Genomic DNA, 14851 nt, shown 5'->3' on the forward strand with positions numbered 1-14851 from the left:
CCCTGGCTTGGATCAGTCGTCATGCTGCCAGGTCAGAATGCGAAAAGCCTGTCCGCTATCGCTAAAGCGGACGGTGGCGTCCCGCAGGTAGCGGGCTGAACCGCTTCGACCCTCGGCAATGATCTCGACAGCCAAGGCGCCCGGCTGGTCAGGCGCCATTGGCGTCGTGGCACCGGTCTGGCGCATCATACGCATCAGGCTGCGCAACACGACCGGATCGGCAAAGGTCGGCGTCGGAACTTGCGTATCGCCGAAGACCGATAGATGCGGGACAAGACAATCCGCGATGGCCGGCGTCATGCCCAGAACAAGACGGATCTCGTCTCTCGTCTGGAATGCCTGGCCTAAAGGCGCGTAGGTGAGGCCCGCCGCACGATACCGCGCTCTCAGCGCGCGGGGATCGTCATTCGGCGAACGCCAATCGGTGATCGATTGCGTGAGAAGCGTGGCGACAGACGCGGAAGCACCGCATTCTTCCAGCAGTGCCGTCAACAAAGGGGCCGGCGCCATATTGGGATTGACCAGGCCGGCAAGATTGCGAATGCGAATGCTGGCCGAACCGCCCGGCAGTGCCAGGACCCTGACATCTGCGGCCGATCGCCCGCGATCACCCGTCAGGATAAGAAAAATGCTGTCCTGGACGGCACTATCGGCCAGGGTCTCAGCAACCGCAGCCTGACGCAGATTGCCGGCCAGTTGCGCTTCCCGTCGCCCCGCGGCGAGAAGCTGGGTGATGATAAGCGATAGCAGCACCAGCGCCCAGAGCACGAGCAGCAGCGCGAAACCTGAATCTTTGCGATCAGTCGCGCCTGTCTTGTCCAACCCTGTCAATGCGGCAGGATTCAGGGTGAGCCGAGGCGCCTGCGCAATCCCGCGGTCGGATCATCCGATCCGCTCAGCGGCAATTGCTGCAAGACCTGCGGCACCGCCGCCGCGTTGGGCAGTTGCTCGCGCAGATCCTGGGTCAGGTCCAGCGCGTCCCGCTGATCATGGATAACATGGGGCGTGATGAGGACCAAAAGCTCATCGCGCGTGCGCGTGTTGTTCTGCTGACCGAACAGCGCGCCGATCACCGGAATGTCCTTGATGAAAGGAACCCCCTGATTGCTGCGGGTGACGCTATCCTGAATGAGGCCGGCAAGGCCGATCGTCTGGCCGTCCTGCACCACGACGCGGGACTGCACATCCCGCTGCGTGAAGGTGGGGGAGTTGATGCCCGTGGTGGAGGAGCTTGAGCTTGCCGTGGTATTCACGTTGCTGACCTCCTGCGCGATGTCGAGCGTCACGAGACCGTCGCTGCTGACACGCGGCGTTACTTCCAGAATGACGCCGGTCTGCTCGTAGGACACGGAATTGATGATGTCGGATGTGCTCGTCACGGTGCTTTGCGCCTGCTGCGTCAAATAGGGCACCAGATCGCCCACTTCCAACCGCGCCGGTTGGTTGTCCAACACCATGAGTTCCGGTGAGGAAAGCACGTGCACGGTGCTGACCGCTTGCAGCATATCGAGCGCGACCTGGGATGCATCGCTGCCGGCGAGGAAATAGCCGCTGAAGCTATTGGTCGCGTTGAAAACCGAGGTCAGCGTGCCGTTCAGGCCACCGGCTTTGAAGAAGAACTGCGTGCCGTAACGCAAGGCGTCGTTCAACTGCACCTCGGCAATCACCGCGTCGATCCGCACCTGCAGGGGAATGATGTCGATCTTGCGCAATGTCGCCTGGACGGTATTCAACTCCTGCGGGGTGCCGTAGATGAGAAGGGCGTTGTTCTGCCCATCGGGAATGATCCGCATCTCGTTATTGGAGCTGCCGCTGTCGCCGCTCGTCGCATCCAGGCCGCCCAGCAGCGGATTGGCACTGGCAGACGAATTGCTGCCGCTATTGCTGCCGAGACCGCTTCCGCTCGCGCCCAAACCGCCGAGGCTGCCGCCGCCAACGCCGCCGACACCACCATTGCCCAGACCGCCGCCGCCGGCACCGTTGATCCCCCCGCCGCTACTGCCGCTTTGAGAATTGTCGGTCATGGATTTGACGGTCGCCGTCGGCGTTGGCGTCGCGGTAACATGGTCGGGTGTGAAGGCCTGCTGAAGAATATAGGCGACGTCGTTGCTATGCCCGTTCTGCAGGTAATAAACCGTCCAACTGCGCGTCGTCGTGTTCTGACGGTGACGGATGAGATCAAAAATGCGCTCCGCGGCGGCGATGGTGGACGCGTTATTCGCGGTCACCAGAACGGCATTGATGCGATCCATCGCAATGACATGCGTCGCCTGATTGCTGCTGGCCTGGCCGCGCGCAGAACTGCTGCCGGAGGTATCGACCGCCTGCTGCAACGCGGTTGCCACATCTTTGGCGCTGCCGCTGTCGACTGGAAACAGCGCGAAGGATTGTCCGGCCAGGCTATTGACGTCAAAGGCCGCGATCAACCCGGCCAATGCCTGGCGTGCGGTCGGGTCGCCCGCCAGGAGAATGGCATTGCCACCGGGCGCGGCGGCGATCCGTGCGCCCTGGCTGACGAAGGGCTGCAACACACGCACGAGATCGTCCGCGTTGACATATTGCAAGGGGATGATCTGGCTGCCCGCGGCATTGGGTGCCGTGGCGATTCCGGATGAATTGGCGCCGCTTGTCGGCACAATGCGATAGAGCGCGCCGTCGGTCACCAGCGTCGCGTTCACCTGCGACAGCAAAACCTCCAGGGTCGGCAGAAGCTGGTCGGTGCTGATCGGGGTCGAGCTATGCAGCGACACCGTGCCATGAACCCCCGGATCGATCGTGTAATTTGCGTGCAGGATCGCACCGAGGATCTGGGCGGCCACGGCGCGGATATCCGTGTCGGCAAAATCGAGCGTGGCACCCGCGCCGGTCGCGCCAGGGGCCGTCACGCTAGCGCCACTATTGCTGCCGGATGGCGTGTTGCTGATGCCATAGCTGACGCCGCCGGCGCCAAGCGACGTCGTTCTGCCGACCGGGCCATCCTCTCGGATGGAGGCCATGCCGGCATCGGATGAGACCGTGGGCAGCGGCGTCAGTGGTGGCGGCGCGGTTGGCCGAACGCATCCGCCGAGGCTGGCGACCGTGAGGCAAACGGGAAGGAGATGGCGCAACCAATGCGCTGAAAGGGCGGATGGCATTCGGGCGGGTTATGCTTTTCTCATGACGGTCGTTGCACGTCAGTTGGCTGGATTGGTCATGACGGCGACGGACCGCGTGAGGGCATGGTCACCGGCCTCCGTGCCGGCACGGAAGGCGAAGACCATGAAACTGGCATCGAGGGCAGGGTGGCTGGCATCGATGCCATTGCCCTTGCTCCCGTCCGACAATGCGTGAAGCGACAGGTCATCGACGACAAGTCCGAGTGCGCTGTCGTTGATGGCCTTCATGAGGCTGATGAGGATCGGCCAAGTCGTCGTCGCTTCGATCTGCAAGCCGATACGACGAAACGCGCCCCGCTGCAGCGCGGGCAGCACTTCGACGCTGGACGGCAGCACGCCGCTGCCGGCCGCAAGATCCTGCAAGGCATTCTGCAGATTGGCGGCAGCGATGGCGTCGGTAGCGCCCGGGATGAGGGCGGAGGCCGACCCTGTTGTGCGGTCCGCTTTCGCCTCTCGCGCGATCCGGCGGAGACTGGGCAAATCCGCCGCAATCATCTGCATATGCGCCAGCATGCCGGCCTGATCGGCACGCGCCGCCTCGCGCGCTGCAAAGAGACCGGTCAAGGGCGCGACGCAGCCCGACCACACAAGACCCAGAGCTGCGAGCGTCATGCCCACGGCCAGCACTTGTCCTGCCCGGCCCTCAGGCAATCGCTTGATGAGAGACGCGCTCAAGGCCGGATCTCGGCACTGATCGAAAAGACATCCGTATGGCGGTCGGTGTCGCTCGTCACCGGTGCGATAAAGGCAGGATTGCCGATGAGATCGACGCCGGCCAGTTTGCCGATAAGCTGGGCGGCAGCGTGGGATTCCCCGTCAAGACGCAGAACCCTTTGTTGGAGGGTGAGGTCGGTCAGCCATGTGCCGTCGGGCAAGGCATCGGTGACGGAAGCCAGAACTTGCAATGGGGCGCCAGAAAGACTGCGTTCAACGCTGAGGACGGAATTGCTTTCGGCATCGGCCGTGATGCTGCGGCGCAGAGACGCTGCGGCTGCCACGGAGGGTTGCAGTGCCGCAATCTGTCGCCCGATCGTGGCGATCTCAATCTGCTGGCGCAGGAAAGGGGTGGCACAGAGCGTCACAAACAGCAGACAGCAGACGGCGAGGGCCGCGATGCGGATCGGCGTGCGGGCGGATCGGGTGGTCTTTTCCTGCTTAAGCCGGATCACGCGGAAGGGTGAGCCTGCCTGGGCACCGCGACTTTCCATACAATCCGGATGAAGGCCGTAGGTCTGCAGCGCGCCGAGGATGGGCGCGAGCTTGTCCCGCTTAGCAAGACGCAGGCGCACATCAAGCTTGCCAAGCCGCTTGTCCTGGCCGGCGACGACCCAGTCCCAGAAGACATCCGCGACCGTGAAGGGCGTCAGTCGGTTCATGTCGTATTGCAGAACCTGGCCGAGATCCCGTTCGACCGCCGAAGGCAAGGACACCGCGCGTTCCAGAATTGTGCCGGGCGGCAGGAGCAAACGCAGCGGCGCGTGTTTTGCCCCAGGCATCGCGCGTAGCAGGGCGAGACCTTCATCGTTCAAAGGCAGGACAACGGTCTGCTGTCCATCGCCGCCAATCTCCAGGCTGATATTGAGATCATCGCCAGTGGATTGAACCCTGACGGTCACACCGGGTGTTTTGCCGTCTGGCAGAAGCTTGGAAGAGATCGGAACAAGGGTCTGCCATTGTCTTGTCCACCACGTCAGAAATTCAGCAAGCATGGCAGACATCTCGACCTAATCGGCGAAGTTTAACGGGTTTTTCGACGAGGGCGATCTCAGTTTCGTGACAGTTTTGGAGGAGAAAACGGAGCCGTCGCTATCATCAGGGCTGATAGAAGACATTGGTTCGTTTACCGTGCAGCACGCGGATCAAGGAAGCACGTCTGACCGGCGGCGGTGGCGCCTTGGAAAATGCCAGAGCCAAGGCGCGAACTTGCCCCGCTTTGGTGAGCAGGACCCGTTCATCCGACACGGTCTGGATGGTCCAGCCCGCGACCTCGGCGCCGGTTCCCAGCACCAAGGATTTCGGTGGAGGGCTGCCGGCATCGGTCCCGGCGGCGGTGCCCGCACCGGCGGGCATTTCGAAGATCGCCATCGCCGTATTGCCGAATAGGATGGTGCCGGAGAGGCGCGGCATGGTGCCGTCAGGCGTGGCGTCTATCGGCAGAGGTCGCCGGTCCAACGCGAAAAGCGGTCGGTCCAGCGCTTTATCCTGCCATTGCTGCGCGGGTCCTGCCGCATCCTTGGCGGAGGCATCTATCTTCGGCAGGGCGATTGGACGGCCGCCTGAAACGGGTTCGCGCGGATCAGCGGGCAAGACCTCCACGATGACCGCGGCCGCCAGCGACAGGATCAAACCACTGAGCAGAAGATTTGCCCGATGCTGCCGCAAAAACGCGATGACGGCTTGTCCTGCCATGGCGTCAGGCGACCGCCGCGGCGCCGGCAAGGCTTGTCGTAGGTGCCTGCGGTACAGCGACGGTTTCGTCAAACAGCAGCAGGCGGCCGGAATTTGCCATGCCGACCAGGGTGCTGAAATTATGCACGACGGCCGCAATAATCGCGCCCTCCGCGCCCAGTAAGCCGCAGGCGGCCAGAACGATCAGGATGATCGTCCAGCCGAGACCGAAGGCCACATTCATGTGGATGGTGCGGCGGCAGCGGCGGCTGAGGCGGATACAGGTCGCGAGCCGGCGCAGATCGCTCGTCATCAGCACAAGATCGGCGGAGGCGAGGGCGACGTCAGTGCCCTGGGCGCCCATCGCCACACCCACGGCGCCCGCCTTCAGCGCCAGGCTGTCATTGATGCCGTCGCCGATGACCATCGGCTTGAAGCCCTGCTGCACTTCGTCCAAGACCCGGTGCATCTTCTGCTCGGGCAGCGCGTCGGCACAAATGTCGCCGATGCCCAGCTGGCGGCCGATACGCTGAGCGACCTTGGCGCGATCTCCGGTGAGCAGGATCTGGCGACGCAGTCCCAATTGCCGCAGATCCTCCAAAGCCTCGAAGGATTCCGGGCGGGGTTCGTCGGCCAGCATCAGCCAACCCAGGAAGCGGGAACCACGGCTGAGCGCCACCATCGGCCCGTCATGGTCGGGCATGTCATGCGCGACAATGCCGAAGGAGGCGAGCAAAGCGGGGCGGCCCATGGCGATCCGGTCCTCCCCCAATCTGGCATGCATGCCGAGGCCCCGATCCTCCCTCGCCTCATGCAAGGGCAGATGCAGTTCGGGCTGCACGATGCCGGCAAGGGCCCGGCTGACGGGATGGTTGCTCTCAGCCCCCAGGCTGGCGGCGAGCGCCATCATTTCGCCTTCCGCGACGCCCGGCATGGCGTGCAGTCCTACGAGGTTGAGCTTGCCTGACGTGACGGTGCCGGTCTTGTCGAAGACGACGGAGGTGACTTCCGCCAGTTGTTCGAGGAAGGCGGAGCCTTTGATGAGAATGCCGTGCCGAGCGGCCACCGCGATGGCCGCCACGGCGGTGGCCGGTGCGGCCAATACCAGCGCGCAAGGGCAGGAGGCGACGAGCACGGCGAGCATGGCGGCGGTACTGCCCGTCGCGAACCAGACGCCGGCGGCGACCAGCAGGATCAGCACCATGTAATGGCCGGAATAGGCCTCCAGCAGCCGCGTGACCGGCGGTTTGGCGGCTTCGGCCTCATGCATCAGCGCCACGATCTTGCCGAGCGTGGTGTCGTCGCCGATGCTGGTCACTTCCACGACAAGGCTGCCGTCGAGATTGACCGAGCCGGCCATGATCGGCTGGCCGGCCTGCACTTCGATCGGCACAGACTCACCGGTCAGCGAGGCGGTATCGATGCTGGCCGCGCCGTCGAGGATCATGCCGTCCACCGGCACGCGGTCGCCGGCATGGAGCTGAATACGGTCACCGATGCGCAAAGCCTGGGTCGGCACCTCCTCAGACCGACCATCCGCCGTCAGGCGCCGGGCGTTGCTTTGCACCAGCCGCCCAAGCGCGCCGATGGCCTCTCGGGAGCCGAGCAGGCTGCGCTCCTCCAGGACATGGCCGATGATCATGACGATGGGCAGGATGGCGGCGGTGATAAGATCCCCGGTCGCCCAGCAGGCCAGCAGCGCGAGCGCCACCAGCTGATCGCTCATGCCATGAAGGCTGGGGTGGCGCAGGCTGTCCCAGGCGGCCGTCATGACAGGCACAGTCACCAGCAAGGCCGCCAGACCGGCGACCAGTTCAGACAAGCTCTGATCGGCGGGAAAGACCACACGCCATATCAGCGCGATGCAGAGCAGCCCGCCCGCGACCATGGAGAGGGTCAGGCGAACGGCGAGGGAGGACCGTTCGGCGAAGCTCAGCAGCGTCGGGCGCGGCGCCTTATCGCTGTCGGCGTCACGATCCAGGCCAGAATGGGGAAGGGCGGTCGCGCTCATGGCATCGGTCCCGGAAGAAGAATTTGCTGGGCGCTGCGCGGATCGACGGCAGTCACCTCACCCGCATGCTGAAGGATGGCGGCGATTTCGTCCTGATAGGCGTGGGTCAGCAGCGTATCCCGGTCAGCCGGTGTTTCCTGCGTTTCCAGCGCGCCGATCGGGGCGGTATCCGTCATGGCCGTCTTGATGCGCTCATCGGCGGCAGCCGCTGCCGATGAAATGATGCCGTCGCGCTGCTGATTGGCGTCCTGCATGGTGTGTTCGGCATCGGTATGGGCGGCGGCGGCGTTCTGATCCGCAATCTGGGCCGCCGTCAGCACGCCATCGAAGGCGGCTTTGGCGACAGGCGGCAGCAGCGCCACAAGATCGACACGGCTGACCGCAATGCCGAGATCCTCCCCTGCCGCGCGCAGCCGGTTCAGCCGCGCATTCATCGCGGCGACCAGATCGTTGCGCAGCGCTTCGCGTCGTGCGGCAAGGGCGCTGATGGCGGAACTGCCCGGTGCCGTCACGTCCTCATCCGGTTGCGCGACAAGAAAGTCATCCAGGTTGCGCGACGCCGTCAGCGAAACCGCGCTCGCCTGGAAGATGCGCTGCAGGGCCGGTAGCGCGTGATCTTCCACCAGCAGGTAAGCCGAAGGGGCAGTGATCGTGTAGAACAGCGTGGCGTCCAGAGAGACGACATTGCCGTCCCCCGTCATCAGATAGGCGGCGTTGAACAGGTCACGCTCACCCTGCATGTGGATGACGTCGTCATTCGGCGCCAGCTGAAAATCGGTCTCGTCGGATTGGAAGCCGGTCGCCTGCGCCTGCACCTTATAGGCAATCTGCCGGTCAGCAGCCGGCAGCATGCGCACCTGTTCGATGGGTGAAGGCCAGGCCAGCAGAAGCCCCGCTTCCTGAACGCGATTGACCCGCCCGAAGCGAAAGACGACCGCACGGCTGTCGGGCGGCACCTGATGAATATTGCCGCTGGCCCAGCCGGCGCCGAGCAGAATGACGAGGGCGTAGAGCATGAGGAAGCCAAGGCGGACGGTGCCCGCAACCGGTCCCTGCAGGGCGGGATCGCGCGGCGCTTGGCTCATCGGGCGACCTGTCCTTCGCTGCGGCCGAACAGGCCGAGTTCCGACGCAGTGGCAGCAAGCGTGGACGGGGCCGGCGTCGCGACCGCCGGGTCATTCGCCGCGTCAGGCGCCGATGGCGGCGGTGCAGCGGGGGCGGGACGGTCGATCGTGGGGGAGTTGCCCTGTGGCGGTCCCCCTTGTGGCGCCCCCCCTTGTGGCGGCCCTTGGACCAGAACGTTGAAGGGCGCCGCGTCCGTGCGAAGAATGAGGCGGGTGCGCGGCCCGACGATCGCCGTCAGCGTGTCGAGCGAGCGCAGCATCAGGTAAAGCGACGGATCACGGGCATAGGTCGCGCCATAGATCTCGGCGGCCTTCTCACGCGACTGGGCCTCGATCGCCGCCGCATCGGCCTGAGCATTGGCGATGGTGATCCTTGCGTCGCGCATCGCGTCGGAGCGGATCTGTGCCGCGATGCGCAACCCCTCGGCGGTGCGTTCCGCGGCCACGGTCTCTCGCTCGGACCGCATGCGCGCGACGGTCGCGGCCAAGGTTTCGGCCGGCAGGCTGAGGCGCTCGACCCCGACCTGTTCGATCTGCACGCCGTAGATGGCGAGCACCTGTTGCGCGATCGTGTCCTGCAACTGCTGCTCGAAAGCGGCCAGACGCACCTTGGTCGGGTCGGTATTGACCAGATCGTCGAGGTCGAAGTCGCTTGCCGTGATCTGGAGCGCGGAGCCGACGAAGCTGCGCAGCTGCCGCGCGGCCTCGTCCGGATTGTTCCCGGTGGCGCGCAGGAATTGCTGGATACGAGCGGGGTCGCTCGGCACGCGCCAGGCCAGGAAGGCCTGCACCAGAATGCGGAGCCCGTCGCGTGTGCCGACATCCTGCACGCCGCTGGAGGTCGTATGCAGTCGCAGATCAACCTTGATGGTGCTGTCGATCGGCGCCGGGATTTTCCAGGCAAGGCCCGGTCGCGTCAGCACGCGCACGGGATCTCCGAACCGCGTGACGACGACGGCTTCGCCGTCCGTCACCATGACGTCGGACGAGACGACAGCGGCACCGGCGAGAATGATGCCGGCGAAAGCGAGGCGAATGGCCAGCCGCGCCCCTGAACGCTTTGGGCCGGCCGTCGCGGTTCCGGTAAGGGCGGCGGTATTCATGATGGCGCTTTCAGCTTGTGTCGCAGATCGGTCATGGCGCTGTGTAGGGGGCATTGGCCGCCTGCACGGGGGTCGCCATTGTCCCTGCGGCCGGGCGGAGATCGACGATGGCCGATTGGGACTGGTCCAGACGATGATCGACGATTTCGACCTCACCCTGTGCCAGGGCGGTCTGAAGATTATGAAAATAGCGTTCGAGCAGGAAGGCGCGGCCGCCCTCGTGATGGGCGAGGATATCGGCATCTGCGCGGGACTGTTCACCGCGCGCGGAATCGATTCGCTCGGCCGCCGATGCCTGGGCCAGGACGCGCATATTATGGGCGGTCGATTGGGCGGCGCTCAGCGTGGTATGGGCGCGTCCCTGCTCCTGCGAATATTGCATGGAGGCGATAATCTGGGCCGTTTGCACGCCTCGGTATGCGATGGCGGCGCCCCCGGGCGGGTGCAGCGACTCGACGATCAGCGAGAGGACCTCAAGCCCGCTATGCTGCTTGTCCAGATCTTGCTGCACGGCCGTTTTGAGCCCGGTCGCGATCTCCTCATTGCGCTCGCCGAGGACTTCCGCGAGCGTGCGGTCGACGAAGAAATGTGCCAGTTCCTGGCCGGCGACCGAGCGCACCAGGCTTGCCGGGTCAACCATGCTGTAGAGGGCAAGACGCGCATCCGCGTCCGTCAGCCCGACGCGATAGAGCACGTTGATGCTCACGTTTGCGGTCTCGAAGCTTTGGCGGCTGCCGATGGCGCTTGCGATGATATAGGAGGTTTCGTTGACGAATCGCTGATCCCAAAGCCGGTTGGCGCTGGGCGGCGGCGGACCGTCGGCGGTCGAGACATCCTTGCCGGCGAGGCTACCCTCGGACGCGGTGTCAAGGGCGACCGCGTGAACGACGCCATACTCAACCATGCGGACGCGTCCGAAGGGCCAGGGGAGCAGGATATGCAGCCCCGGCTCTAGCATGGCGACGGGCGCGCCGAAACGCTCGTACGAGCCGCGGGCATTGAGGCCGACGCGGACGACACCGGAGAGGCACCAGGCGAAAACCAGAAGTCCGAGCAGAACGGGGGCCGCGGCGGTGCGGGCATAGCCCATTGCCCAGCTACGCGTGATGTCGATCCCGAACTGCGTTCTCAGTTTTTCGGCGACCCGACCGGGTTGCACGCTGCCGGGCTGCAGCAAAGCGGCGACCGCACTGCCGATCATGGCGCGGGCGGCGATCGGTGCGCGAGGCGGCAGGAACCAGATGCCGAGCGTGCGCAGCGCCAGTTCGACCGCCAGCAGACCGACGAAGCCCTGGATCAGGACAGCAGCCCAGCTGCCGAGGGGAACACCCATGCCGCGTGCAGCCAAAAGTGCCGCATAAGCGAGAAGGACGGCGGCCGGCAGCCGCAGCAGAGCGGTGAGCGCCACGCGCTCGGGCAGGCAAGGCAGTGGAATGGCGGCGATCAGCCGCTCACCGATCAGGAAGACGAAGGCGGGAAATGTCAGGAGGCCAATGAGTATCGGCCAATTGGCAAAAGTCGTGGGGATCGCTGACGGTGGCAGAGCGCGCAGAGCGATGAGGCTTGCGACCGTCCCGACGAGAATGAGCAGGCCCTGCGGCCAGCCAGCGGCGGTGGACACGGCGGAGGGCCGCGTCACGGCCTTGGCGTCGAGAGAGCGGGCGCGGCCTGACAGGATGAGAAGGCAGCTGAGCAGACCGGTCAGCGTCACGACCAAAGCCGCAATAACCGCGCCGGTCAGGCCGTCATGCGTCATGGCCCCAAAAATAGGAAGAGCGCCGATATGACGGCGCATCCAGGCAAGTGTTCCGACAAGAGCAAGGATACAAAGAGCGTCGACAACCGCCACCCGCCGCAGCATGCGCGCGATACGGCGGGCATCCGAAAAGGCCGGTATGACAGAGAGGCTTGTGACCTCGATGCGGTCGTCGGGCTTTAGCATTGATCAGACTTCTAAAAGGCAGCCGGATGCCGCTTTGGGCGGCATCCGGCCTGTTGCAATCAGCTCTTGGTCGCGGGGAAGGTAAACATATCCATCAGATCGCCGATGGCCGGGCTGTTGGTCGGTGCATAGGGATTGCTGGTCGTGGACACGGGGTCCGGCAGATTGTCGCGGGTCGTGGTGCCGACTTTCTCAAGTCCCCAGTTCTTTTCGACAAACTTCAGGAAAGAGACGTGGTCGGCATAGACATGGGAGACATTGCCGCCCGTGGAGTAGGGAGAGATCATGATCGCCGGGATGCGCGTGCCGTCGCCGAAGAAGTCAAGCGGCTGCACATAGCCGGAGTCCCAGTAGCCGCCGCCTTCGTCGAAGGTGATGAGGATGGCGGTATGGGCCCAGAGCTTCGGGTTCGCCTGGACTTCCGTGACGATATTCTTCGCAAAGGCTTCGAAGAGATCGAGCTTGGACGAGGCCGGGTGACCGTCGAGCAGACCGTCCGGCTTCACGAAGGAAACCGCCGGCAGCGAGCCGGAGCTGATAGCCGTCGTCAGATCCGTGACGTCTTTCAGATGGGCGGTGCGCTGAGCGGCGCTCGTCATGATCGAGGTTTCATAGAGGAAGGGGTTGCAGATATTGCAGTAGATGCTGCCCGTGTCGCTGGTCGGGTCCTTCACATAGTCGTTCCAGCCTGCGCCGTAATAGGCCCAGGAAAGGCTGTGCTTGTTGAGCACGTCACCGATGGTCGGCACCGGGGAGGGCGGGATGGTGAAGGTCGAGGTATTGACGGTGCCGTCACCGAAATAACCCGGATTGTAGTTGTTCAGCAGGTAATAGGCGCCGGTGGCGCATTTCGGCGCAATGGCGGTCGGCAGCGCTGCGAGATAGGACCGCACCGCGGCCACGCCCGGCTGCGTCGCGACGGAGCAATCGCTGTAGGAACCACCGGAATAGCCGTCCTGAACCCACCAGTTATTCGTGCCGGACTGGGAATTCGGGTTTTCGATTTCATTGGTCGGCGGGGTTGCGATATGGCCCTGGCCGTCCGTGTAATAGATGGCGAGGCCAGTGCCGATCGCTATGTGGTTCGCGCCGGTGCCGCCCATGATGGACTGATGGAAATTGTCGCTGATGGTGTACTGGTCAGCGAGAGACTTAAACGTGGCCGCGTCGCCCTCGGCCATGTTGTAGAAGCCCATCGAGGCCGAGCCTTCGCCCGTCGTCAGGTTCGTGAAGTTCGCAGGCTGCGTCGCACCGTTGGTGCCAGCGCCTTCGGTCACTTCCGTCCAGGGAAACAGATCAGCCAAGCAGCCGGAGGGGTTGGCGGCGGTGATGTGCGTGGCCGCGCAATCTTCTTCCTGCCACATCTGATAGAAACGATGCACCGGGCTGGCGGTATAGGCATCGTAAGGCATTTTCGGCCCGGAGATCTGATAGGGGCCGTTCCCGGGTGCTGCCCCGTTAGTCACGCGGGTATCGGTGCTGTCGGAGGTCAGGCCGGTCGCGCCGGTGGTCAGCAGGCGATAGCTTGCGGAAGGCAGGCCATCCTGAATGACGCTTTCGATCGCGGAGACCGCAGCGACGGTCGCGAACGGCGGCGGATCGTTGTCGGCAGCCTTCGAGGGAGCGCCGTCAGTGCCGACCGGCGGCAGAGCGGAATAGAGAACTTTGCCGCCGGGCGCCGTGGCATAGGTGCCGGTCTGCGAGGCAGAGAACTGGCCGGCTTTCACGAAGTTCGTGCCCGGTGTGCCGTCAGCGCGGACGATACCTTCCGACAGAAGGTTGTTAATGGTTTGACCAGTCTTCGGCTTATAGGTCGCGAAGACATGGTCGAAGGTCCGGTTCTCGCCGATAATGACGATGACATGGTCGATCGGCGTTGTCGGGCTTCCGACGCCGATAAGCTGGTCAACGCCTGTGCTGCTCTGGGCGAAGGAAATTGCCGGATTGCCGATGACAGACAATGCTGTCGCGGCAAAAACCGACAATCGCAGTGATCGTGCAAAGCACGATACTGGCTTGGTCCTCATTGGCTCATCTCCAAAGTGGATTGACGCGGACTGAATCGCCGCTTGATGTCGTCGCACCGCTTTTCCCAGAAAGAGCCAATTGCTGTCCTTATCAAAACGATTAAGATTGGGTTACACAGAGCGCAATGCATGTAATCATAATGCGATGATTCGGCGAATTATTGACCGATGCGTTCAGAATCCGACTGATTCTAAAAATAATTCGACGTCTTCGATTTTTGATTGTGATTGATACTGCGATTTATTCGCAATAACTTCCGCCTGCAGACCGCGCCGAGCTTAGAGTTCGGCAGGGCTTTGTGGATGCCGATCGCAAGGCAGGTGTCACGAAGCCGTCACGACAAAATAGGACAAGCCTCTTATATTTTGATGCGTCCCAAAAATCCTATCGATTGGAAGCATCAAACGAAACGGGAACCTGTGCCGAGGGCCTGATGCTTCAGGATGAGTTTCTTCGAAGGTTAACAACTCCACGCCTCGCCGGTCGACTACATGTCGCCGTGAGGATTTTTCGCATGGCGAATAGCAAGAATTGAATGTGCAAGAATCAAATGTGACCGACGCCCAGGCATTGACGCCGGGGCGAAGATTTTCGTTGCGAAGATTTTGGGAAAGGCGTCGACATGCCTAGCATCAATTGGAATGGCGGCTCTGGCGACTGGTCGGATGCTGAAAATTGGACCCCGCAGCAAGTGCCGGGGTCGACAGACAGCGCAACGATTTCCGGATCCTCGGTATCGGATGTCTTGGTCGGCGCATCAGACAGCGTCACGGTTGGCAGCCTGTTGCTTGATGACGCGGCAGGGGTTGTGGAGGTCGACGGGGCTTTCTCGGCCAGTGAGGTCAATTTGACCTCCGGCCAGATGATTGATGACGGAACGATCGCCAACGCGACCATCATCGAAAATGGCGGCTCGCTTGATTTCGGCATCGGACTGCTGGACGCCGACACGATCGAGGGCGTGCTGACCATCGGGGACGGCGACACGGTGGTGGTTCAGGGCGGGATCACGGTCGAGAACGCGGACGGCACGCCGGGCACCATCGCGCTGACCGGCGCGGATGCGATGCTTGAGGTCACGGACAGCGAGACGATCGACA

Annotated in this window: 11 protein-coding genes; 1 reads left to right on the forward strand and 10 read right to left on the reverse strand. The window is 63.5% G+C overall.

Features of this window, described 5'->3' with window-relative positions:
• Nucleotides 1-12 precede the first annotated feature (12 nt).
• The 10 genes from ACELLULO517_RS23425 to ACELLULO517_RS23470 all read right to left on the reverse strand — a co-directional run bounded on the left by ACELLULO517_RS23425 (nucleotide 13) and on the right by ACELLULO517_RS23470 (nucleotide 13708).
• Nucleotides 13-822 (reverse strand): type II secretion system minor pseudopilin, encoded by an 810-nt coding sequence (locus ACELLULO517_RS23425; protein WP_227309863.1) that lies wholly within the window; start codon nucleotides 820-822, stop codon nucleotides 13-15.
• Between the two features lie 20 nt (nucleotides 823-842).
• Nucleotides 843-3134 (reverse strand): type II secretion system secretin GspD, encoded by a 2292-nt coding sequence (gene gspD, locus ACELLULO517_RS23430; RefSeq protein ID WP_227309864.1) that lies wholly within the window; start codon nucleotides 3132-3134, stop codon nucleotides 843-845.
• Nucleotides 3135-3173: 39 nt separating this feature from the next.
• A complete protein-coding gene (gene gspM, locus ACELLULO517_RS23435; protein ID WP_227309865.1) occupies nucleotides 3174-3830 on the reverse strand; it encodes a type II secretion system protein GspM in 657 nt (218 codons plus the stop codon).
• Entirely contained in the window at nucleotides 3827-4864 is a 1038-nt protein-coding gene (locus tag ACELLULO517_RS23440; protein ID WP_227309866.1) for a PilN domain-containing protein, read from the reverse strand. The genes gspM and ACELLULO517_RS23440 overlap by 4 nt, the downstream gene beginning before the upstream one ends.
• A 103-nt stretch (nucleotides 4865-4967) precedes the next feature.
• The gene (locus ACELLULO517_RS23445; RefSeq protein ID WP_227309867.1) at nucleotides 4968-5564 is read right to left on the reverse strand and encodes a hypothetical protein; all 597 of its coding nucleotides are present in this window, start codon (nucleotides 5562-5564) and stop codon (nucleotides 4968-4970) included.
• Between the two features lie 4 nt (nucleotides 5565-5568).
• Complete coding sequence (locus ACELLULO517_RS23450) at nucleotides 5569-7554, reverse strand: heavy metal translocating P-type ATPase (RefSeq protein ID WP_227309868.1); 1986 nt, start codon at nucleotides 7552-7554, stop codon at nucleotides 5569-5571.
• Entirely contained in the window at nucleotides 7551-8639 is a 1089-nt protein-coding gene (locus ACELLULO517_RS23455; protein ID WP_227309869.1) for an SPFH domain-containing protein, read from the reverse strand. Before ACELLULO517_RS23455 ends, ACELLULO517_RS23450 begins: the two co-directional genes overlap by 4 nt.
• On the reverse strand, nucleotides 8636-9781 hold the full coding sequence (gene hflC / locus ACELLULO517_RS23460) for a protease modulator HflC (RefSeq protein WP_227309870.1): 1146 nt from the start codon (nucleotides 9779-9781) through the stop codon (nucleotides 8636-8638). Before hflC ends, ACELLULO517_RS23455 begins: the two co-directional genes overlap by 4 nt.
• A 31-nt stretch (nucleotides 9782-9812) precedes the next feature.
• Complete coding sequence (locus ACELLULO517_RS23465; RefSeq protein WP_227309871.1) at nucleotides 9813-11723, reverse strand: SPFH domain-containing protein; 1911 nt, start codon at nucleotides 11721-11723, stop codon at nucleotides 9813-9815.
• Nucleotides 11724-11782: 59 nt separating this feature from the next.
• Nucleotides 11783-13708 (reverse strand): alkaline phosphatase family protein, encoded by a 1926-nt coding sequence (locus ACELLULO517_RS23470; RefSeq protein WP_227309872.1) that lies wholly within the window; start codon nucleotides 13706-13708, stop codon nucleotides 11783-11785.
• 665 nt (nucleotides 13709-14373) lie between these two features.
• On the opposite strand from ACELLULO517_RS23470, the gene ACELLULO517_RS23475 reads away from it, so the two are divergent.
• Nucleotides 14374-14851, forward strand: a 478-nt coding sequence (locus ACELLULO517_RS23475; RefSeq protein ID WP_227309873.1) for a hypothetical protein, incomplete at its 3' end; no start/stop codon positions are given.

Origin of the sequence: Acidisoma cellulosilyticum (assembly GCF_020621385.1) — a bacterium.
Lineage (GTDB): Bacteria > Pseudomonadota > Alphaproteobacteria > Acetobacterales > Acetobacteraceae > Acidisoma > Acidisoma cellulosilyticum.

What these genes read in the sequence shown, in the direction of transcription:
- gspD (WP_227309864.1), bottom strand. Translation starts at nt 3,134, where the DNA reads ATGCCATCCGCCCTTTCAGCGCATTGGTTGCGCCATCTCCTTCCCGTT.
- ACELLULO517_RS23440 (WP_227309866.1), bottom strand. Translation starts at nt 4,864, where the DNA reads ATGCTTGCTGAATTTCTGACGTGGTGGACAAGACAATGGCAGACCCTT.
- ACELLULO517_RS23445 (WP_227309867.1), bottom strand. Translation starts at nt 5,564, where the DNA reads ATGGCAGGACAAGCCGTCATCGCGTTTTTGCGGCAGCATCGGGCAAAT.
- ACELLULO517_RS23450 (WP_227309868.1), bottom strand. Translation starts at nt 7,554, where the DNA reads ATGAGCGCGACCGCCCTTCCCCATTCTGGCCTGGATCGTGACGCCGAC.
- ACELLULO517_RS23455 (WP_227309869.1), bottom strand. Translation starts at nt 8,639, where the DNA reads ATGAGCCAAGCGCCGCGCGATCCCGCCCTGCAGGGACCGGTTGCGGGC.
- hflC (WP_227309870.1), bottom strand. Translation starts at nt 9,781, where the DNA reads ATGAATACCGCCGCCCTTACCGGAACCGCGACGGCCGGCCCAAAGCGT.
- ACELLULO517_RS23465 (WP_227309871.1), bottom strand. Translation starts at nt 11,723, where the DNA reads ATGCTAAAGCCCGACGACCGCATCGAGGTCACAAGCCTCTCTGTCATA.